The sequence below is a fragment of the Chrysosporum bergii ANA360D genome, assembly GCF_029891735.1.
In the GTDB taxonomy this organism is placed as follows: Bacteria; Cyanobacteriota; Cyanobacteriia; order Cyanobacteriales; family Nostocaceae; genus Umezakia; species Umezakia bergii.
The window spans coordinates 15,684-36,232 of record NZ_JANQDH010000092.1 but is presented as its reverse complement, the minus strand read 5'-3'; the positions used below and the strand labels follow the sequence as shown (position 1 = coordinate 36,232).

The 20,549-nt window shown below is 41.0% G+C and carries 18 protein-coding genes, 1 tRNA gene and 1 pseudogene; 9 read left to right on the top strand and 11 right to left on the bottom strand.

What is annotated here, in order from left to right; translation table 11 throughout:
• The first annotated feature begins 84 nt into the window (after positions 1–84).
• From NWP17_RS13975 to NWP17_RS13965, 3 genes are all read left to right on the top strand, one after another.
• A complete protein-coding gene (locus NWP17_RS13975; RefSeq protein WP_425332667.1) occupies positions 85–207 on the top strand; it encodes a hypothetical protein in 123 nt (40 codons plus the stop codon).
• Between the two features lie 421 nt (positions 208–628).
• Positions 629–958 carry an RNA recognition motif domain-containing protein gene (locus NWP17_RS13970; RefSeq protein WP_280655503.1) on the top strand — a complete coding sequence of 110 codons (330 nt, stop codon included), beginning with the start codon at positions 629–631 and terminating at the stop codon, positions 956–958.
• A gap of 208 nt (positions 959–1,166) precedes the next feature.
• Entirely contained in the window at positions 1,167–1,907 is a 741-nt protein-coding gene (locus NWP17_RS13965; protein WP_280655502.1) for a hypothetical protein, read from the top strand.
• Between the two features lie 112 nt (positions 1,908–2,019).
• Here NWP17_RS13965 and NWP17_RS13960 read toward each other — a convergent pair whose 3' ends face one another.
• The 3 genes from NWP17_RS13960 to NWP17_RS13950 are packed head-to-tail and all read right to left on the bottom strand — an operon-like array spanning position 2,020 to position 4,120.
• Positions 2,020–2,907, bottom strand: coding sequence for a hypothetical protein (locus NWP17_RS13960; protein WP_280655501.1), 888 nt, complete (start codon positions 2,905–2,907; stop codon positions 2,020–2,022).
• A gap of 12 nt (positions 2,908–2,919) precedes the next feature.
• Complete coding sequence (locus NWP17_RS13955; RefSeq protein ID WP_280655500.1) at positions 2,920–3,432, bottom strand: hypothetical protein; 513 nt, start codon at positions 3,430–3,432, stop codon at positions 2,920–2,922.
• A gap of 37 nt (positions 3,433–3,469) precedes the next feature.
• Complete coding sequence (locus NWP17_RS13950) at positions 3,470–4,120, bottom strand: class I SAM-dependent methyltransferase (protein ID WP_280655499.1); 651 nt, start codon at positions 4,118–4,120, stop codon at positions 3,470–3,472.
• Between the two features lie 378 nt (positions 4,121–4,498).
• On the opposite strand from NWP17_RS13950, the gene NWP17_RS13945 reads away from it, so the two are divergent.
• Both NWP17_RS13945 and pcrA read left to right on the top strand, forming a co-directional pair.
• Positions 4,499–6,190: a sensor histidine kinase gene (locus tag NWP17_RS13945; protein WP_280655498.1), complete on the top strand. Its 1,692-nt coding sequence runs from the start codon at positions 4,499–4,501 to the stop codon at positions 6,188–6,190.
• Positions 6,191–6,393: 203 nt separating this feature from the next.
• A complete protein-coding gene (gene pcrA, locus NWP17_RS13940; RefSeq protein WP_280655497.1) occupies positions 6,394–8,730 on the top strand; it encodes a DNA helicase PcrA in 2,337 nt (778 codons plus the stop codon).
• Positions 8,731–8,737: 7 nt separating this feature from the next.
• Here pcrA and NWP17_RS13935 read toward each other — a convergent pair whose 3' ends face one another.
• The 3 genes from NWP17_RS13935 to NWP17_RS13925 all read right to left on the bottom strand — a co-directional run bounded on the left by NWP17_RS13935 (position 8,738) and on the right by NWP17_RS13925 (position 11,598).
• Positions 8,738–9,388, bottom strand: coding sequence for a retron system putative HNH endonuclease (locus tag NWP17_RS13935; RefSeq protein WP_280655496.1), 651 nt, complete (start codon positions 9,386–9,388; stop codon positions 8,738–8,740).
• A complete protein-coding gene (locus NWP17_RS13930; RefSeq protein ID WP_280655495.1) occupies positions 9,385–10,641 on the bottom strand; it encodes an AAA family ATPase in 1,257 nt (418 codons plus the stop codon). Before NWP17_RS13930 ends, NWP17_RS13935 begins: the two co-directional genes overlap by 4 nt.
• 81 nt (positions 10,642–10,722) lie before the next feature.
• The gene (locus tag NWP17_RS13925; RefSeq protein WP_280655494.1) at positions 10,723–11,598 is read right to left on the bottom strand and encodes a metallophosphoesterase family protein; all 876 of its coding nucleotides are present in this window, start codon (positions 11,596–11,598) and stop codon (positions 10,723–10,725) included.
• A 158-nt stretch (positions 11,599–11,756) separates the two neighbouring features.
• Between NWP17_RS13925 and NWP17_RS13920 the strand changes: the two are divergent.
• A pseudogene (locus NWP17_RS13920) lies at positions 11,757–12,539 on the top strand (hypothetical protein); the annotation flags it as partial.
• 137 nt (positions 12,540–12,676) lie between these two features.
• On the top strand, positions 12,677–13,036 hold the full coding sequence (locus tag NWP17_RS13915; RefSeq protein ID WP_280655493.1) for a DUF4112 domain-containing protein: 360 nt from the start codon (positions 12,677–12,679) through the stop codon (positions 13,034–13,036).
• A 32-nt stretch (positions 13,037–13,068) separates the two neighbouring features.
• Here the strand turns inward: NWP17_RS13915 and cobA are convergent, their stop codons facing one another.
• From cobA to NWP17_RS13900, 3 genes are all read right to left on the bottom strand, one after another.
• Positions 13,069–13,848, bottom strand: coding sequence for a uroporphyrinogen-III C-methyltransferase (cobA, locus tag NWP17_RS13910; RefSeq protein WP_280655492.1), 780 nt, complete (start codon positions 13,846–13,848; stop codon positions 13,069–13,071).
• Positions 13,845–14,558, bottom strand: a complete 714-nt coding sequence (locus tag NWP17_RS13905) for a sirohydrochlorin chelatase (RefSeq protein ID WP_280655491.1) — start codon at positions 14,556–14,558, stop codon at positions 13,845–13,847. Before NWP17_RS13905 ends, cobA begins: the two co-directional genes overlap by 4 nt.
• 67 nt (positions 14,559–14,625) lie before the next feature.
• Positions 14,626–15,006 carry a DUF4359 domain-containing protein gene (locus NWP17_RS13900; protein WP_280655490.1) on the bottom strand — a complete coding sequence of 127 codons (381 nt, stop codon included), beginning with the start codon at positions 15,004–15,006 and terminating at the stop codon, positions 14,626–14,628.
• Between the two features lie 123 nt (positions 15,007–15,129).
• On the opposite strand from NWP17_RS13900, the gene NWP17_RS13895 reads away from it, so the two are divergent.
• A tRNA-His gene (locus tag NWP17_RS13895) sits at positions 15,130–15,202 on the top strand.
• 120 nt (positions 15,203–15,322) lie between these two features.
• Here the strand turns inward: NWP17_RS13895 and NWP17_RS13890 are convergent.
• Entirely contained in the window at positions 15,323–15,880 is a 558-nt protein-coding gene (locus tag NWP17_RS13890) for a peptidoglycan-binding domain-containing protein (protein WP_280655489.1), read from the bottom strand.
• A 292-nt stretch (positions 15,881–16,172) separates the two neighbouring features.
• A complete protein-coding gene (gene cax / locus NWP17_RS13885; protein WP_280655488.1) occupies positions 16,173–17,264 on the bottom strand; it encodes a calcium/proton exchanger in 1,092 nt (363 codons plus the stop codon).
• A gap of 492 nt (positions 17,265–17,756) precedes the next feature.
• Here cax and NWP17_RS13880 point away from each other — a divergent pair, with 492 nt between their 5' ends.
• On the top strand, positions 17,757–20,462 hold the full coding sequence (locus NWP17_RS13880) for a DUF3536 domain-containing protein (RefSeq protein WP_280655487.1): 2,706 nt from the start codon (positions 17,757–17,759) through the stop codon (positions 20,460–20,462).
• The last annotated feature ends 87 nt before the right edge of the window (positions 20,463–20,549 follow it).

The window sequence follows — 20,549 nt, the reverse complement described above, 5'->3', positions numbered from 1 at the left end:
ATCTGTACTGATATCTAGCTTTCATGCTTTGTGCTAACATTAATCTGTTAAAATAGATTATACATTGTTAATGTTTTAAAAAGTATGTCTAGCCGTAGATACGGTCAAGGTGGATTTCCTAAACCCTATGGGAAGCAAGCTTTATGGAGTCCTAGTTACACTGCAATTATTTCCCGCCCAAACTTCGCCTATCAAAGAATCGACTAATAGCACCTTCTACATTTTCTACAGATGCTTGACAAGCATGACTGTTTAAATCATTAACAAATTTAAATTCGGCTCGTAATTGAGTGTTGTACTGGTACAATTGTTTTTGCATCACCGTAGTTTTAAACTTAGAAAATAGTAAAATATTATACAAAAAGCAAAAATTTGATGTATTAGTGCAAGCGAACTAGTTTAAGAATGGGGAAGGCGACTAAAGTCGCTATCGACTTATCCCCATGTCTGAAGCCATTAGCTCCCCTCGCCGTTGATATTTCTGTCACTATGTGAGACGATCTAAAAATGCTGTGCTATATTCATGTTTATAAAGATTATTTTCGGCTGAGTAACTCCTTTAGGTTTCTTCTAAAAAGCATCTCTCCGAATTTAACTCTCTACAATTCTAGGAATTCGGAGACACTATATGTCAATTTACGTCGGCAATTTATCCTATCAGGTGACTGAAGAAGACCTGAAAGGCGTTTTTGCAGAATATGGAAAAGTTAGTCGTGTTCAGTTACCCACCGACCGGGAGACTGGTCGCCCCCGTGGTTTTGCTTTTGTGGACATGGAATCAGAGAAAGAGGAAACCGCAGCCATCGAAGCCCTGGATGGTGCTGAGTGGATGGGGCGTGATTTAAAAGTGAATAAGGCTAGACCCAGAGAGGAAAAAAGCGGTGGCGGCGGTTCTCGTGGTGGTAGCTGGGGCAACCGTCGTGGCGGTGGCGGTGGCGGTGGCGATAGACGCTATTAAGCTTTAACTGTGACCTTGATATCCGGGTAATATTTTTTCACCTGTCACCAGTCCCCCTTGAGTGAGTTTTCTTGACATGGGGGGCAAAATTTATTGTTTAATTCCGGGCGGAACTAACTGCAATAAATATATATATCTATCTTTTGGTATATTCACAAAATGTAGTGCATACTAGTCTGCAAGTTCTGGCTCAGGATGACCACAGAAAATGTTGCGTGTTTATCATCTTTTTCTCGGTATTATTTTATTGCCTTTAGCCCCCTGGGGAGTAAAAATTATTCTCCCTGAACCTTCTCCCGCGATTGTAGAAAATCCGAGTTCTACAGCAATGACAAGCACTCATTCAAAAACTCCTACTGCCATAGAAGAAAATACTTGGAAAAAAATTATAGGGAAAACCCCCGTCCCAAAGGGTTGGCAAGTTGCACCTTGTGAGGAAAGCAATTCTTTGTTATGTGTTTCCTCCCAAGGACAACTTTTAGGAACAGTGGAAATTGAAGTTTACCCGGTAAACAATAATGGCAGTTTCCAAAAAAATCTGACAGATGCGGGTATTCCACTCAATTCTCAGGTAGATTACCAAAGTACTGAGTACCAAAACAAGCTATTAACGGCACTCAAAGCCTGGGTTACAGATTTAAACTCTACTTTAGTGAAAGACCGCCAAGATAATAATGGAAATAAAATTGTATTTTCAGCCTACCCACCACAACAGGCATTGGTTGGTAAACTTCAGGGTCTACGCTACGGGTTTGTAGGTATCCAGCCAGAAAAGGGGGTAGAGGCACAACATATCAATTATGTTACTTTTGATGGTAGTAACCTCTACGTAATTAACACATCATTTGACCCTGGTTCAGTAACAGGTAAATTCGATAAATTGGAGAATTTGGCAATTTTTCAACCTTATCTGTCAGCGATCGCAGCTGATTTAAAATTACCTATGTAAGCTGGTAGATTTTGGATTGGGGAATTTTGGACTGTTCCCCAGTTATTTGTGATGTGTTATCTGTCGTCTGTTCCTTGGTTCTTTGTTTTAACGCACTACAAGATGATGTGATCTAAATCTCAGCCACAGCCCGTTCAATTAAACGACGGGCTAAGGTTTGCGTCCCTGTGTGTTCGTAGTAGTTGGTAGCCACATCTAAGAACGCGGCTAAGTAGTCTAACTTATCATCAGAAAACTCCATGAAACGCTGCAAATTACCCACTACTTTTTGTGGAGTTAAGTTATTTTGAGCAACTAAGCCCCCCATCCAACCTTTAACTGAATCGAAGCTTTCGCCGATAAAGTTTAATTTACTACCAGGGCTGTCACCGGGAATTGAGTCTTGGATGGTTTGGAAAGTGGAATTTTGTTGTAACTCCTGGGGACTGGTTTGATTAAGTCTAGATAATACCTTATTAATAAAATCCGGTCCTAGAGGTATTAAACCATCAACACAAACCAAAGCAGCCATACGGATAAAAGATTCACCACTATATTCACCCAAAGCGGCAGCAAAATCCCCAATGCTATCTCCGGGGATACCGTTAATTTGGCAAAAAGCCACTAATTCAACTACTAATTTTAGACATAAATCAATAGTTTGGGCTTTGTCGGGTTTGGGAGTTACAGCACTTAAAAAACCGAATAAAGGAATTTGCTCACCAACTTTGTTAGCTAATGCTGCTGCGCCCAAGGCTTTATCTGTGGTGTCAACGGTTTGATAAAGCCACATTGCCCTTTGGTACCCTTGGGAACGGTCATTGTAAAGATAAATAGCCCTTTCGCCAATTTGTTGAATTAAATCTTCGTCGCTTTCACCAGTGACAGTTTTAATGGTGTTGACAAAACCCACAGTGTTTTGCCATTCACCAGGAGCGATAAAGTCTAGAGCATTCAACATGGAAACGGTTAAACCACTAGTTGGTAATTCATCAACTAACTGAAAAATCGGTTTATTCATAAAAACTCCTTGTTATTTTAATTTAGCTAAACCATCAAGATTAAATTTCTCAATCCAATCCGCGCGATCGCTTGCAGTAAATGAAGGATCACGGGATAATACTTTCACCTGGTAACGATTATTTACCAAAACTGCTGTTTGAGTATTGCCAATTTCTCGCGCCGGATAACCAGCAATTGTTTTACTACTGTTGGAGTAGCTAGCGGCTGTTGTTGGTGTGCTACTAGTATCAGAGATAGCCATTACAGCCAATTCCTTGCCATCTTTTTTTAACTTGGCCTCGGCGAAACCTTTTTTCTCCTGGGTAAACACTCTCTGATAGCCATCTTCACCAACGGGAAAGAATTTATTAAATTTTGCTCCTTGAGTAGCATTTTTAACAACTGCTTGCCCGCTTTTTTGCTGACTACTTTCTTTTTGTACTTCGTCAAAACGACTTGGTGCTTGTGGTGTGCAGGCAGTAGTCAGTAATAAAATTGACAGTAACAAAGTAGCTAAAACTTTAGACACGCGGGAAAAATTCATCTTTGACTATTCCTTTTTCACTTCTTATTTTTACCACTCAGGACCGAGAACGGTGTGCTATCACAGCATAAAACGGATCTCCTCCACCCACACCCAACCACTGTAAAAAATCCGGTACTGTGGACTTGTTGACAATTACTTCTGGAACCGTAAACCCAGGGACTGAAGTAAAGTAGTGCTTAACTAATTCTACCCTACTCGCTTCGGAACCCTCTCGCCAAGCTTGAATGGCCTTTTGAAAAAACATCCGATTAGAAAAGCTGATAATTGCTATACCTCCCGGCTTGAGAATACGATGAATTTCTGAAAATATCCCTTCTGGATACTGTAAATATTGTACAGAAACACAATTTAAAACGGCATCAAAACTTTGGTCTACTAAGGGTAGTTGGGGATTAAAATTGAGATTTTGTACAAAGTAATGATCCAAACGGGAATTACGGGCTAATTCCTCAGCGTTGAGTCCGTGTCCCTCCACATGGGTAAATTCTATTTCCTCTGGGAGGTGAGAAACCCAACTACTCATCATATCAAGTATACGAGTGTTAGGGCTGAGGCGATGGCGATATAAATCTGTTAACTGTTGAATAAATGCTTCATCCACATGGGTGACGAAGCGGGGATAGTCGTAAAATAATTGATCATCTGTTTCGTCTAATTTTTGACGTTGATTGGGTTTGAGGATCATAATAGAGACACAAATGCAGCAATGAATATTTTAAATCTTACTAGACAGGCTAGGGGCGGGCAGTCCCAAAGTAACGCCCTAGGACTTGCGACCTCTACTCTTGTAAGACTGGGAGTTTCCCACCCGTGGGAGTCTCAACTTCCCCTGAACCGGAAATAAAAAACTTTTTTTGTATACAGCCGACGTGTTGATTTCCAAAGCTTGGGGTAAGATGGGGTTGCATATAGGCGACGGTCAGAACATTGTCATAATTAACTCATACCGTTTTTTGATGAAATTGAATCGGTGCTTTGTGTCCTTTACGTCCCTTCTACAAATCAGTGATTAGCCAAACAGAACCAGACACACACAAAAAAATTTGACTCTAACAGCAAAACAGTGATAGCCGAAAAGCCTTTGACACATCAACTTTCCACTATAGAAATTCCTTCACCCGGTAAACTCAAAGCCACATCCTGGCGCATACATCAAAAAATTGGCTATGGTTATTTTATCGCCATTGGTATTGGCTTTTTCGGTTCCCTGACTGGGTTAGTAATTGCCAATTACTATCGAGGGAGAGAAATTCGGGAACTCAATCAAGCCCAAGAACAAAGACAAATACTCACAAATTATAAAGATGCAGTATTAGAAGCTCAATTCTACAGTTCCAATTTAGTTGCTGTGTTGGAAAATTCACAACGATTACTCAACAAAAAAAACAAATTTATTCAAAGTATTAACACAGCTAAAGCTCTACAGCAAGACATTGGCCAATATATAGACACAAAGCCCGGTACATTAGCCGCTAACAGTGCTAACTTACAGGCTTTATTACAGGATTATGCCACTAGTTTAAAATTATACGTAGACCAAATAGAGACAGTTTTAGAGACAATTAACCCTCAGCAACTACCACCAGAACAAACTGCACTTGTAAAAGATCAATTACTAAAAATTATGCGTGGTGAAACAGCCATGCAGCTTGATCAACTTTCCCAAAAATTAACTGATATCCTTAAAGTTGCTGAAGATCAAGAAAAGGAAAAGAAAAAAGATGTAGAGCAGTCCAAACAAGTTGAGAGATTCATTGTGATCATGAGTATGCTGGTATCAGTAGCAACAGCCGCCATTGTAGCTTGGCGTACCAGCAGCGCCATCGCTGAACCAGTCATCACCGTTACCCAAGTAGCTGAACAAGTAGCCAGAAAATCTAACTTTGATTTACGCGCCCCCGTTACCACTGAAGATGAAATTGGCTTATTAGCCAAGTCCCTAAATAGATTAATTGAACGTGTATCTGAGCGGACAAAAGAACTAGAACAAGCTAAAGAATTAGCCGAGGCTGCTAGTAAAGCCAAAAGCATATTCTTAGCTAACGTCAGTCACGAACTCCGCACACCATTAAATGCAGTAATTGGCTTAAGTCAATTACTGCAAGATGACGCTACCGATTTAAATTTATCTCCAGAATTTATCACAGACTTAGAAACAATTAACTCTGCTGGTAGACACCTACTAGAACTAATTAATGATATCCTCGACTTGTCAAAAATTGAAGCGGGTAAAATGACTCTTTACCCAGAGAAATTTCAAGTTAACACCCTAATCAATAATGTGGTTTTGACCGTGAAATCAGCCATAGAGAAAAATAACAACCTTTTGGAAGTATACTGTGATCAGCAACTTGGCACAATGTACGCGGATCAAACTCGCGTCAGACAAGTATTATTAAACTTACTCAGCAATGCTGCCAAGTTTACCACCAATGGTAAGGTAACTTTAACAGTCAAGAGAGAAAAAACCAACATACTGCCAAACGCTCCTTTTAGTGTGATCACCTTCATAGTAACTGACACGGGTATTGGAATGTCTCACAGTCAACAGCAACAACTATTTAAACCTTTTATACAAGGCGATACATCAACCACAAAAAAATATGGTGGTACTGGATTGGGTTTAGCAATTACCCGCCACTTTTGTCAAATGATGGGAGGAGAAGTTTTTGTCAAAAGTCAGATGGGCGTAGGATCTACTTTCACCGTTCACCTACCACTGACTAAAACAGAGGGGATACAAGCCCCCTCCTAGAAATGCCGCTTTTTAGTTTCTTTTGTTCATGAAATATTGTTATATAGTCTTAGAGGGTGAATTTTGCTCAATTGAGGTATATCCTGAGCGGGAAAGATGTATTAAGCAGCCAGCAGGATACTCCCGCCATTCGTATCTCACCTGTTTAAGAAATGCTATAATAAACAGCATTAATACTGTAGATATTTAAACTATTAACAACTATGTCAATAACAACTATTGACTTTCTCAGCCATCTTAACCCCAGCCAACGTCAAGCTGTTGAACATCATTGCGGACCCTTGTTAGTTGTGGCTGGCGCAGGTTCCGGTAAAACACGAGCGCTGACTTATCGTATTGCTCACCTAATTCTTAAACACCGGGTTGATCCGGAGAACATCCTGGCGGTTACTTTCACCAACAAAGCCGCACGGGAAATGAAACACCGCATTCAAAATTTATTTGCTGAAGATTTGGCCATGAAACAACACAGCCAAAAATTTGATTTGTTGACAGAATACCAACAAACCCAATTGCGATCGCGCGTTTACAAAGATATCATCAAAGACCTGTGGTGTGGCACTTTTCACAGCTTATTTTCTCGCATTCTTCGTTTTGACATTGAGAAATACCAAGACGAAAAAGGTAGACGTTGGACTCGCAATTTCTCTATCTTTGATGAATCCGACGTGCAAAGCTTGATCAAAGAAATTACTAATAAACAGCTGAACTTAGATGATCGAAAATTTGAACCGCGTTCTGTCCGCTACGCCATCAGCAACGCTAAAAACCAAGGCTTTTCCCCCCAAGAGTTCGAGCGGGAACAGCCTAATTATCGTGGTAGGGTAATAGCCGAAGTTTATAATTGTTACCAAGATAAATTAGCCGAAAATAACGCCCTAGATTTTGATGATTTAATTCTTGTACCCACCAGATTGTTTCAGCAAAACGAGCAGGTATTAAACTACTGGCATAACAAGTTTGGCCATATCCTTGTGGATGAATATCAAGATACTAACCGCACTCAATACAATTTAATTCGCCTGTTAGTCACTAATGGGGAAGAAAGCAAAAGTGCATGGGAATGGCAAAATCGCTCGGTGTTTGTGGTGGGTGATGCGGATCAATCCATTTACAGTTTCAGAATGGCAGACTTTACCATACTATTGGAGTTTCAGCAAGACTTTGGCGACGGTTTAACTGATGACGATACCCGCTCCATGGTAAAGTTGGAAGAAAATTATCGCTCTTGTGAGAACATTCTCCAAGCAGCTAACGAACTAATTGAAAATAACACTCAACGCATTGATAAAGTCCTCAAACCCACCCGGGGCGCTGGTGATTTAATTTATTGTCACAGAGCAGATAATGAAATTGAAGAAGCAGAGTTTGTCATTAGTCAAATTCGCTCTTTAGAACAGCAAAATCCTGAGTTAGATTGGGGTAGCTTTGCCGTACTTTATCGTACCAACGCCCAATCACGACCTTTTGAAGAATTTTTAGTTAGAAATCAAATTCCTTATACAGTAGTAGGGGGAATGAAATTCTACGATCGCAAAGAAATTAAAGATGTCATAGCATATTTACGAGTCATTGCCAACCCCGCTGATACAGTTAGTTTACAGCGAATCATCAATACCCCCCGGCGCAGTATTGGTAGAACCACCATTGAAAACTTGGTTAATGCTGCTCATGAATTAGGAATCACCCTGTGGGAAATACTCAGCGATCAAACATCAGTTAATACATTAGCCGGCAGGTCCGCTAAGGCGGTAAATAACTTTGCTCAAATGATCCAGGACTGTCAAGCAAAAGCAGCAACAGTTTCAGTAACCGAACTGTTACAAGAATTACTTAATCAATCTGGTTATATTCAGGATTTGGAAAATCAAGGTACAGAAGAAGCAGAAGATAGAATTCAAAACGTCCAGGAACTTTACAACGCCGCACTTCAGTTTCAAGAAGAAAATGAAGATGTTTCCTTAACAGCTTTTCTGCAAAGTAGCGCCCTTAGTTCTGATTTAGATAACTTGAAAGAAGGGCAAAAAGCAGTATCTTTAATGACCTTGCACTCTTCCAAGGGGTTAGAGTTTCCGGTGGTGTTTTTAGTGGGTTTAGAACAGGGATTATTTCCTAATTACCGTTCTATCAATGACCCTGAAGCCTTAGAAGAAGAACGTCGCCTGTGTTATGTGGGCATCACCCGTGCCAAAGAAGTATTATATATATCACACGCTCGTGAACGGCGCTTATATGGTTCTCGCGAACCAGCCATGCGATCGCAATTTCTCAACGAACTACCCCCAGAGTTATTAACTACCGGCCATAAGCGCCGCCAAGCCCATGGAAAAACCCCCGCATCTAGTCCCAAGCAACACACCCCCCAAAATTCAGACCAAAACTGGCAAGTAGGCGATCGGGTCTTACATAAATCCTTTGGTGTAGGTGAAATAACCCATGTTTTCGGACAGGGAAATAAACTGTCTGTAGCCATCAAATTTACCAATTTAGGGCAAAAAATTGTTAACCCTCATATAGCCCAATTGCAAAAAGTCGATTAAAAATTGTTTAAATAAATTGTCTGAGGATATAGGCGATCGCCTGACAAAACGGCGTATATTGCCCATGAGAATCTGGTTGATCATAATGTTGAGCAAGTTGCTGTATTTGTGCGTCAGTTAAATCTTCAATACCTAATAATGCAGCATCAAGTGCTAGTTTTCGCATATTTTGCAGTTTTGCAATATTCAGTGCCAGCTTTTCAATTGTTGTTTCAGCAGCAGCTTTTTTATCTGGATCATCTGTTGGCAGAATTTCTCCAGAAGCAGGGTAGCGAAAAAACTCAGCACAATTTGGTATTAGGGGTGAAACTAATAATTGTTCGTCATACCAATTATCTTTTTTATGTCCACAATGTACTGGAACAGGAGGAGGTTCATCACTTTCTCCTTGACATGAAGCAACTAAATTTATATACTGTAATGCTAAATGTGGATGACTACTACGAGGCTGGAGATGTTCTATATGGCTAGTTGCTCTAGTGATAGCCATACCGCAATAGCAACAGATAAAACCCTGTTCTTGTAGCAAAGCATCATGTACCACAGGTTTTTGTGGAGCTTGAAAATTATCATCCCAACTTGGCTTCCAATCATCATTTTTTAAAGCTTTCCAACTAGAAAATTCTTTTGGCTCTTGATTTTTTTTGATGTACTTCATCCCCTGAGAATGTCCTTCCGTCTTATAAGTACATCTGCTCTCACAAATTCCGGCTCATCAGCACCAATTTCACTGGCTAAATTTTGACGGACCTTTCTCGCACCTTCCAAATTACCAGCATCAATTAATCTAAACAGTTCTAAAAGTCTTTCTTTTATTTCCTGTGGACGTTCAGGAACATTCATCAAGTCCTCGAGAATACGATTACTGTCTCTACCAAAAGAACTTTCTGGGCGTTTAGCAATAACACCTTGATCAATTTTTTCTAAAATATAAATTCCTTCGGGTTTCACATCACTAATGACTTGGGGAGAATGAGTAGTTACGATAAATTGACAATTAGGAAATGTTCTGGTCAAATCAGGAATAATTCCTCTTTGCCATTTGGGGTGTAAGTGCAGTTCAATTTCATCAATTAAAATAATACCACTACCTTGCAAAGGATCTGATAACCCAGGATTAGCAATTGCCAAACGTCTCGCTAAATCTCCCACCATTGCTAGCAAGCATTTCTCACCATCGGATAGTTGATTAACTATCAGTTCCTCACCGTCTTTTTGTAAAGTCATGCGTAAAGGCTGACGTTGTACGCGCAAGTCAGAAAAACCTGGCATCATTGAAGATATGGACTTTCTCACCACTTCTAATTGTGTATCTCTATAAGAAACCGCTTCTTTTAGTCGCAATTCATTCTCTAAATCTTCTTGCTTTCTAAACCATTCAAAAAATAGCTTAAACTCACTTCCTATGCCTTTAAGTGCGTTGTCATAAATATCTATTTGCTTAAATGAATGCTTTGTACGAATCCTCAAAGGAATATCTAAAACTGCACGATTTGTTGAGTAATACACTAAAACAGGAATATTAAATTTATCATATTTATATAAATTACTTTTTATCTCCTCAGTAAATTCATGAATATCTGATAGTTTGCTACTCGTATCTTGGCTGCGTCCCTTTCTAACTTTTGTTAAAGACCATGTTGCTGGCTGAGAATCAAATGAAATGTTAATCTCATTGTGTGTTTGTATCTTTCCATTAGTAATATCTTCTTCTGTAAAAACTCTTCCAGAACGGGTAGAATATTGAACAGAGCTAGTAAAACGTGACAGCAGAATGGCGAGACAGTCCAAAATACTTGACTTCCCCACGCCATTAATACCAATCAATATTGTTGGGTGATTTTGATGAAAATCCAAGGTCAAATCACCAATTCCACGAAACGATCGCATTTTTAGGCGATTAACTTTCATCTTGTCAACTCCATCAATGACAATTGATTTAGTGGTGGGCTTGGCCCACCAGACAACTTGAGATAATCTATCACTAAAGGATTAAACAGATTTAAACTTAATCACACCCTGATCAAAAATACCTTTATCAGTCCCCATGGCACTCACCTCAATTCTATCAGCATAGACATCATAAACAGCAAAGGCTAACCTTTCAGCAGAATATTCTGTCCACTCAGAACTTCCCACAGGACGCACTCCAGCACCGCTACCAGTGGTTAAATAAGTTGTGCCATCAATAGCACGGGTGCGCTCATAATGGTGATCGTGACCATTGATGTAAAGTTGCACATTGTACTGTTGAAATAAAGGCGAAAAGCGGTTAATCAGTGTAGGATTAACTCCATAGTGTCCTGATGAGTAAAATGGATTATGCCCAAATACCACTTTCCAAGGTGCATCACTCCGGCTTAACTCTTGCTCTAACCAAACTATTTGATTATCCCAATCAGCATTACTATTAGTATCTAAAGCGAAAAACTGCACAGCATCACGGCGAAATGTATAATAACGCCCCTTCATATTAAAGCCGGGATATTTGATTTGTGGATCACCGTTATCAGTGCGAATATCGTGATTACCTAAACAAGCATGAAACTTTACGCCCTGGGTGAGTAATTGTTCATAAGGACGCTCAAAAACCGCACCGATTTTTTCAATTTCCCCATTGTTGTAAATATTGTCTCCAGCTAATACCACCAAATCATAAGGATTTTGCTGGTGATAGTAACTCATTGCTTTAGCTACAGCATATTGACCTTGAGCGCCGGTCCCCGTATCCGCAACAGAAGCAAAACGCAAGAGCAGATCATTTTTGTTTGGGGTAGCAGCCATAGCAACATTTAACTTCCAGCCCACAAGCCCTACGCTCATAGTCAGACCACCTAAAGATAGGAATTGACGGCGTTTTAAATTCATAAACCTACCAAACTCAATATTTATAGTCAGTTTAACTGAATAATCCATCAATTCGGGAGTGCTAAATCACAATAACACCCCCATTTGACAACGGTTTTTTTGGTGATACATTAAGGCAACATAGGCATGAGCAATAACAGTCGCTGCTTAATAGTTCCATGTCACAAAACAATCAAAATTTACCACCTTCTTCTTCCCCCCCACCCGAAGCCAATCAATTGCGCCCACTACCCATTTGGAAAGTTAAAATCATCCAAATTGTCAGAGGAATTGCGGGAGTTTTAGAAACGGTAGTAGTTAAACTGGAGACTTCACCGCCCGCAAACCATGAGGAAAAACCTAGTTTTTGGCAACTTCTGCAAATACAGTGGAATAGATTTTTAAGACAAGTCCGGTTATTTTTACCATCAAATGTATCCAATAACTTATCAGATCCAATTTTGACAGGGATTTTAGCAGTAATTATGGTAGGCGCAGTTTGGTTAACTGCAACTATTGTTACTCAAAAACCTACGGAATTAGCTACAGTTCCCCCCAGTGAAGAAGTTCCAGCACCCACACCCACAATTACCATTCCACCAGAACCAGCACCAGAACCAGCACCAGAACCAGAACCAGAACCAACACCCATCATACAACTAACACCCGAAGAAACCTTAATTGCAGCCATTGAAAATCAAGTAGCCGAAATTAGCGATCGCTTTGCTGATGGTTTAATACAATCAATACAAGCTAACTTCCGCACCAGTGACTTAACTGTGAAAATCAATAATGATTGGTACACTCTCCCCCAGTCCCAACAAAACCAACTAGCCGGGGAAATATTACAACGGGCGCGAGAACTTGATTTCACCCATTTAGAAATTATTGACCCCCAGGATAGGCTCATAGCCCGCAACCCGGTAGTTGGTAATGAGATGATTATTTTTCAACCCCGGCTAAACTATTCATCAGAGGAGCAGGACAGCTACATTCAACAGTTAGCCTCCCGTTTGGGAAAACCACGGGAATTATTAGCGCTTAAACTAGTGGAAATTCCCACTGCTTCTAATTATGCCCAAAATTCATTTTATCAGTTATGCCTGATTCTTACCCCCAACCACAGATATTAAAACGCCTGCGTCAGCTTAGTCGCATTTTAGATAAGGCCGTAACTGTTCCCGGAACACCAATTCACATTGGGTTAGATCCTCTCATGGGATTTATACCCGTTGGTGGCGACTTTTTGGGAATTATCCTGGCTAGCTACATTGTCCTAGAAGCAGCCAAACTAGGTGTACCCAAATCAACATTGACCAGAATGGTTTTGAATGTGATCATTGATGGCTTGATAGGAACTATCCCGGTCATTGGAGACTTATTTGATTTCGCCTGGACAGCCAATGAGTATAATATACAACTATTAGAACAACATTTACAACTACCCCTGAGAAAATAAAAAACACCCATATCCGCGAAATACTCAAAATATCAAACAGGACGACACTCAGATAAAACACTGTGCATATTTACTACATAACCAATTATGGCGATGGCGGGAGCGGTAAATCCAGTTTCTTCAACTTGCTGAAGAATAGTTGTTAAAGTGCCAATTAATTCTTCTTGTTCCGGTCGTGTCCCCCACCGCACTAAGGCAATGGGTGTGTGTAAATCTAACCCAGCTTCACTTAACTGTTCCACAATATAAGGCAAATTGTGAATCCCCATGTATATAACAATGGTTTCGGAACCATGGGCGATCGCTTGCCAATTTACTTGGGGTTTATACTTACCTATTGCTTCATGTCCAGTTACAAAACTCACGGAAGAACTATAAAGCCGATGAGTTAAAGGAATGCCGGCATAAGCAGCAGCCGCAATACCAGATGTAATACCAGGCACAACCTCCACAGATATTCCCGCTTGGACTAAATCTGCCATTTCTTCACCGCCGCGACCAAAGATAAAGGGGTCACCACCTTTGAGGCGAACTACCATGGCGTGTGCTTGGGCTTTTTCGATTAACAATTGGGTGGTTTGTTCTTGTAGTAATGAATGTCTCCCCATGCGTTTACCAGCATTAATTTTTTCGGCTTGGGGATTAATCATGTCCAAAATTGCTGGACTGACTAAGGCATCATAAATCACCACATCTGCACATTCTAGCAAACCCTTACCCTTGAGGGTCATCAATCCCGGATCTCCAGGACCCGCACCTAGCAAATAAACCTTACCTAAACACCTTTGGGCTTCTTTCTGTGTGCGACTCATCTATCTATCAAATCCGTAATTATTTTAGCTAATTCTGCACTTGCTCCCAAAGGCGCAGCCAGTTGGAAAGTTACAGCAGGAAATTGTAATTTTAACTGTTCTATGGATTGAGCGATCGCATCAGTTATACCCCCGGTGAATAAAAAGTATGGCAAAATGGCAATTTTTCTTTGCCCAGCGGCAACTAAATCTTGTATCCGTGATGGTAAACCAGGATCTACAGCCCAATAAGCAGTCAACGCTCCCAACTTCCTGGCTATAGTTTCTATTGGCTGTAAAGAACCAGGGCGACTGCTACCGTGGGCTAACAATATTGTGGTTTCAGCTGTCATGCTACCCATTTGCTGATATAATAGTGTTATTAACCCAGAGTGACTACCGAGATGTGGCAGCAGGTTAATCATGATCTCTTCACCAACAGACTGCTTTGCCAAAGCAATCTGCTCAGGAAGATCATTGAGTACATGAACACCTGGTAAGAGAAATAGAGGGACAACCTGCAAACAACCAACTCCCTCAACTAAAGCACTGCTAACAAATTGTTTAATCTGCTCATGTAAAGACTGTGGTTGTAATTCCAAGGCCGCTATACCCACCAGATGCTGAGAAACTCCCAATTGATCAGCAACCAAAGCTGCTAATTGCTGCATAGCTAATTCCGGGCGGGAGTCACGACTACCGTGAGACACCAATAAATACGCAGATGGCATAGAAAAATTTTTCCGTCTTACTAACTACTTTTAGAGTAGCCGGTTGAGACCATGGGCAATTTGGGGTTTATTGCTGCTGTGCCTTGTAGGTGTAAAAATTATTCAATGCTCCCACCGTTTCAAACTTATAAATAGGGACTAAGGAACTCAATCTTAAATCTGTTGTGTAAATGCTGAAAATGAGGAAATTTTGCGCTTGTGTACTATTGGCCAGGATGTCCCGCATTTGGGGATTAAATTGATCTACCAGACCTTCGCATTGAGATTTGATCACATTTTCTAAAAAATTGGTTGTTTTCTGACAAATGTCTTGTTTTAAAATATTTGTCAGCCTTTGTGTGGCGTAGTCTTCGTATTCAGCCCGGGAGGGGTTGGTTGTGGCCATTGCTACCGTCAAGCCGACTAATGCTGCTGCTCCGCTAAGAGCAACCATAGTTAGTACTTTCATTGTATCCCGCTTTCATCCTCCATAGCGATCGCATGTCCAAGACTCTAAATTAACAAGATCCGTTCCTGAAAAAAAGTCTTGATCATTTTCTGATTAAGGTGCTATAATCAAAAATATAAAATGGCGAGCGTAGCCAAGTGGTTAAGGCAGTGGTTTGTGGTACCACCATTCGTGGGTTCAAGTCCCATCGTTCGCCCTTGTTTAACTATATAGTGATGCACCGTCTAGAAAAAAGGTCTTAGTTTAATATTTTTTCTAGAATTGAAAATATATTGAAAATATTTTTAATTTAGCCGCCTTTGTGTGGAAATGGTGACTACATAGTTAACTCTTGCCAAGTGACAGGCCCCACTACTCCATCCACCACCATAAGACGCTGATTTTGAAAAGCTTTCACAGCTGTTTCCGTCAGTGGACCGAAAGCCCCATCAACTCGAATAGCATAGCCATTAGAAATTAACAACCTTTGTAAAACTCTCACAGAAGTACCATGACTACCAAAACTAAGAATTGGCAAGGATAAACCCCTAAACCTCCGTCCCCCACCTGATACCTTGACATAATCAGACTCCGAGGCGTAGTAGTGATTAGCTATAGGTAATCCACCTGCCAATAAATTCCTGTTGGTAATGTGATCAAAAAGTTGCTGTTTAGGTGAATTAGATGTAGATGAATTCCTCGGAGAAACTGCATCTGTGGGCATGAATTCAGGTGGTGTAATGGAAGCATTACTAGCTAATTTAGCTAAATTACTTCGTGTTAAATTCTCCGGGCTATTTTCCATCGGCAATGGCTGCCCCTTGTATGATTTATTTGCTAAAAATAGTTGTTTGGTGGTTAATATACTCGTTATCAGCAGACCAATGTCGCTCATTGTCATTCATTTTACTAAGAACCTAATCTTTAAATACACAAACAAATATGTTGTTACTCCGGAAAAGTTTATACTGAATTGAATTAGAGTACTATTTGACTGTATATTAGTTAAATAATTTAGAGTAAGTTAGTATTTGCTGTCTTCCTCCTAAAGTCTCATCAAATTGCCAATATTAACGGAGGGAAGTAAATAAAAGTTTTTCTTGATGTATTAAAAATTGTGCCATCCCCCTAAATTGAAAAAGGGGGAATTGGAGGCACTTAATAGTTAGGGTATGGAGTAAGAAATATTACCCAATGCTATCTAGGACTGGATGGAAGTAGAAAGCAAGCCCCAAGACTGTATAAGCAGCTAAAAGTAAAATGCCTTCTAACCAATTGGACTCACCATCAGAACTAATACTATTGGCAATGAAAACAGACACCACCACAGCAACTAATTCAAAGGGATTAAAATCTAAATCCATGGGTTGATCAAGTACCCACCCAGCTATGACTAAAACTGGCGCAACAAATAAAGCAATTTGCAAACTTGATCCCACAGCTACCGACAGGGAAAGATCCATTTTATTTTTCATAGCCACAGTGATGGCGGTGGCGTGTTCAGCAGCGTTACCAACTATGGGAACTAAAATTACCCCTGTAAATAGTGATGTCAGACCTAGTTGAGATGTAGCGACTTCCAAAGAACCCACTAACATTTCTGATTCCACTGCCACTAACAAAGTAGCTCCTAACAGCACACCACTCCATAACCATATATTGGGTTTAGTGTGGGGTGTGTCCTCTGCTTCTATTTCTGCAACACCTACATCATATAAATAGGCGTGGGTTTTCATGGAAAATAGCAAGGTTAAAGCGTAGACGACAATTAAGACCAGTGCCACTGCAAGAGAAAGATTTTGAAGAATTTTTTCGCTAATTCCCAAGGAAGTGTAATTTACCGCTGTTGGTAACAAAATGGCAATTACTGCCAAATTCATTGACGAAGCATTGACCCTGGCGACAACGGATTGAAATTTCTGTTCTTTGTACCGCAGTCCACCTAAAAGCATGGAAAAACCCATGACTAGTAGTAAGTTACCGATAATGGAACCTGTAATACTGGCTTTGACTACATCCACCAAGCCCGCATTCAGGGCAACCAAAGCTATAATTAGCTCTGTTGCATTGCCGAAAGTGGCGTTTAGTAGTCCTCCCAATGTCGGACCGACTACTACGGCTATTTCTTCTGTAGCTGTACCCATCCAAGCTGCTAGGGGCAAAATTGCTAAACCAGCTGTAATAAAAACTGTTAATTCTCCCCATTCTAAAATGTGGGCTGCTACAGAAACGGGGATAAACAGTAGTAAGACCAGAAAGAGTGTGTTTTTAACTGACATTTGCTACAGATACTTCTTGTTGCTAACTAAAGATATTTGTGATTATTCTTTATGTACATGGATAATTGTACTTAATTAATTAAGGTAGGAGGCAAGATGCCCGCACTACAAGATTTCTATCACTTATATATCTCATGGGTTCTGGGTGATTGGGGGGGTGGATATGTAAATTAAAATTGCAATTTATGGATTTTTGGTAAACTTTCGTAGCAAAATACCCATGTACTCTAGCATTTTCCCCAAGATATAAGGTTTAATGGATGAGAAGACCCTAGAATATTTAACAGACACTGCTAATAAAAAAAACCTATTGTCTGTGAAATAATGATGAATGCAGATTTATCTGAGTAGTCCAACAGGTGTTGAGGAGATTTAACCCTATCCCCTAGCCATAGTTTTTCTATATACCGGATTTTGCTTTCAAACCTCTGTAAACAGGTTTAAATAGCAAGTTTCGTCGCCAATGTAAGTTTTTTATTGGGATAAATATACATGACTTCTGCTGCGGAAAGACCAGTTAACTCTGGCACAACCTTTACATCACATTTACCAGCTGAGGATGGTCACCACCTTGACACCCTCAAACAGTCCACTGGTGTTTATGTGACAGTACATGGTCACTTTTATCAGCCACCGCGGGAAAACCCATATTTAGAGGCCATCGAACGTCAACCCAGTGCTGCACCTTTCCATGATTGGAATGAACGCATCCACTGGGAATGCTATCGCCCTAATGCCTTTGCCAGGGTTTTAAATGATCGTGGTGAAGTGGTGGATATTGTCAATAATTACGAATATTTCAGCTTTAATATAGGGCCAACCCTGATATCCTGGCTAGAAAACCATGATTTTGAAGTTTATCAGCGAATTTTAGAGGCAGACATTAAAAGTTGTCAGCGTTTGCAGGGTCATGGTAACGCCATTGCCCAAGTATACAATCACATAATTATGCCCCTGGCTAATGAACGGGATAAATATACCCAAATTCGCTGGGGAAAAGAAGATTTCCGCTCTCGCTTTGGACGTGATCCTGAAGGGATGTGGTTAGCGGAAACCGCTGTGGACTATCCCACTTTGGAGGCTTTGGCGGCGGAAGGAATCCGGTTTATTGTCTTGGCACCATCCCAAGCCCAGCGCTGTCGTCCCCTACCCACTGAGGATGATCTCCACCCGGAATGGCAAGAAGTGGGGGGCGGTCAAGTTGATCCCACCCGTCCCTATCGTTGTTATTTAAAGCCAAAACTTAGTACTGCGGCTTCACCCCTCAGCACAACTAAAGAAAGAAGTGAGGAAATAGATAATTCTCTGGCATACATTGATATCTTCTTCTATGATGGACCGATTTCACGGGATATGGGTTTTAGCGATGTGGTTTATAGTTCGAGTCACTTAGCAGGTCGCATCGGTTCAGCAGTCCGTGGGGATCACCGTCCCGCACAATTAATTTCCGTGGCTACAGATGGGGAAACCTTCGGACACCACAAAAAAGGAACGGAGAAAACTTTGGCTTATGCTTTTGTGGCAGAGTTTCCTAAGCATGGTTGGACTGTTACCAACTTCGCTCATTATCTCAGCCTGAATACTCCCACTTGGGAAGTGGAAATTAAGCCGGCTACGGCCTGGAGTTGCGCCCACGGTGTGGATAGATGGCAAGATGACTGTGGTTGTGGTGGTGAAGGTGGTGTATGGCATCAAAAATGGCGGCGACCTTTGCGGAATGCTTTAAATTGGCTGCGGGATCAGTTAATTGCAGTCTATGAGGAGCAGGGTAGGCTGTTGTTGCGTGACCCATGGCAAGCACGAGATGAATATATACAGGTGATACGCGATCGCTCTCCGGCCAATGTTAGCCGCTTTTTGTCTCGCCATCAAACCCATAAACTCACCGCAGCAGAACAGGTGGACGCTTTGCGCTTGTTAGAAATGCAGCGTCACGCTTTACTGATGTTCACTAGTTGCGGTTGGTTTTTTGAGGAAATTTCTCGCCCAGAAGGTACTCAGATTCTCCGTTATGCCTCCCGTGCTTTAGAATTAGCTGGAGATGTGGCAGGTGTGCAGTTAGAAAAAAGTTTCCTCAAACGTTTAGGTTTGGCTCCCAGTAATGTAGATGTGTTCAAACATGGGGCAGAAATCTATCGGCGTATGGTGCAAACTGCCCAAGTCAGCGTTAAACAAGTGGCTGCACACTATGCCATTAGTTCTCTGTTTAACAATCACAAGTCCTCGGAGACACAAATTACTAACTCTGCTCATTCTCAGCAAAAGCGGGTTTATTGCTACACCATCAATGAAATTGATTACCAACTGCAACGCATGGGATCACTGACCCTGGCAGTAGGACATTTAAAGCTACTGTCAGAAATTACCTGGGAAAGTGAGAATTTAGTCTTTGCTGTCCTGCATTTAGGGGGCTGGGATTTCCACTGTTGCACCCAATTATTTACTGGTAGACGTGAATACAGCCAAGTCAAAGAAAAACTCTTTGGGGCATTGGGTCAAGCCAGCGCATCTCACACCATCTTAGTGATGATACAGCTATTTAATGAGGAAACATTTAGCTTGCAGAATCTCTTTGCTGAGGAACGTCACCGGATTATGCGCCTACTTAGTGAGGAAACATTGACACGTTTAGACCAATTATATACCCAAACATACCGTGATAATTATGGTGTGTTAATGGCATTTCACCGGGATGAACTAGAGGTTCCCCAAGAGTTACAAGTGGCAGCAGACATTGCCTTGGGTTCTCGCTGTATGATGATATTGCGATCGCTTGAGCAGGACATCACAGAACCAAGATTGAGCTTAAATCACATTACAGAATTAGAGTCCATAGCCACTGAGGCGAAACATCTGCACTGTCGGCTCAATATTCCCGAAGGTAAGCAGATCCTAGAACAATTGATCATGCGATTACTTTGGCAATTGTTACATGATACCAACGGCAGTTTTGCCACAGAAATCCAAAGTTTAGAACGCCTGATTGATGTGAGCTACCAGCTGAACATCGGTGTTTCTCTCCACAAATCCCAAGAATTATATTTTAGTTGTCTTCATAGTCAAATTATTCCCTTGTGTGTTACCACCCTAACCAGTCAAGAGGAGAATTATCAATGTCGTCAATTGCTGAAATTAGGACAAAAGTTAGCGGTTGATTTGACACTCCCCATGGCTAAAGCCGGGGGATTCCAATCTTAGCGTTAGCTAGGCATAAGTTACGCGCGAGTCTCTTCGCGTGTTCATTCCTTTGTCGAATTACTTTTAAGTGCTTGCGCGCATACACAC

What these genes read in the sequence shown, in the direction of transcription:
- NWP17_RS13975 (WP_425332667.1), top strand. Translation starts at nt 85, where the DNA reads ATGTCTAGCCGTAGATACGGTCAAGGTGGATTTCCTAAACCCTATGGG.
- NWP17_RS13970 (WP_280655503.1), top strand. Translation starts at nt 629, where the DNA reads ATGTCAATTTACGTCGGCAATTTATCCTATCAGGTGACTGAAGAAGAC.
- NWP17_RS13965 (WP_280655502.1), top strand. Translation starts at nt 1,167, where the DNA reads ATGTTGCGTGTTTATCATCTTTTTCTCGGTATTATTTTATTGCCTTTA.
- NWP17_RS13960 (WP_280655501.1), bottom strand. Translation starts at nt 2,907, where the DNA reads ATGAATAAACCGATTTTTCAGTTAGTTGATGAATTACCAACTAGTGGT.
- NWP17_RS13955 (WP_280655500.1), bottom strand. Translation starts at nt 3,432, where the DNA reads ATGAATTTTTCCCGCGTGTCTAAAGTTTTAGCTACTTTGTTACTGTCA.
- NWP17_RS13950 (WP_280655499.1), bottom strand. Translation starts at nt 4,120, where the DNA reads ATGATCCTCAAACCCAATCAACGTCAAAAATTAGACGAAACAGATGAT.
- pcrA (WP_280655497.1), top strand. Translation starts at nt 6,394, where the DNA reads ATGTCAATAACAACTATTGACTTTCTCAGCCATCTTAACCCCAGCCAA.
- NWP17_RS13935 (WP_280655496.1), bottom strand. Translation starts at nt 9,388, where the DNA reads ATGAAGTACATCAAAAAAAATCAAGAGCCAAAAGAATTTTCTAGTTGG.
- NWP17_RS13930 (WP_280655495.1), bottom strand. Translation starts at nt 10,641, where the DNA reads ATGAAAGTTAATCGCCTAAAAATGCGATCGTTTCGTGGAATTGGTGAT.
- NWP17_RS13925 (WP_280655494.1), bottom strand. Translation starts at nt 11,598, where the DNA reads ATGAATTTAAAACGCCGTCAATTCCTATCTTTAGGTGGTCTGACTATG.
- NWP17_RS13915 (WP_280655493.1), top strand. Translation starts at nt 12,677, where the DNA reads ATGCCTGATTCTTACCCCCAACCACAGATATTAAAACGCCTGCGTCAG.
- cobA (WP_280655492.1), bottom strand. Translation starts at nt 13,848, where the DNA reads ATGAGTCGCACACAGAAAGAAGCCCAAAGGTGTTTAGGTAAGGTTTAT.
- NWP17_RS13905 (WP_280655491.1), bottom strand. Translation starts at nt 14,558, where the DNA reads ATGCCATCTGCGTATTTATTGGTGTCTCACGGTAGTCGTGACTCCCGC.
- NWP17_RS13900 (WP_280655490.1), bottom strand. Translation starts at nt 15,006, where the DNA reads ATGAAAGTACTAACTATGGTTGCTCTTAGCGGAGCAGCAGCATTAGTC.
- NWP17_RS13890 (WP_280655489.1), bottom strand. Translation starts at nt 15,880, where the DNA reads ATGAGCGACATTGGTCTGCTGATAACGAGTATATTAACCACCAAACAA.
- cax (WP_280655488.1), bottom strand. Translation starts at nt 17,264, where the DNA reads ATGTCAGTTAAAAACACACTCTTTCTGGTCTTACTACTGTTTATCCCC.
- NWP17_RS13880 (WP_280655487.1), top strand. Translation starts at nt 17,757, where the DNA reads ATGACTTCTGCTGCGGAAAGACCAGTTAACTCTGGCACAACCTTTACA.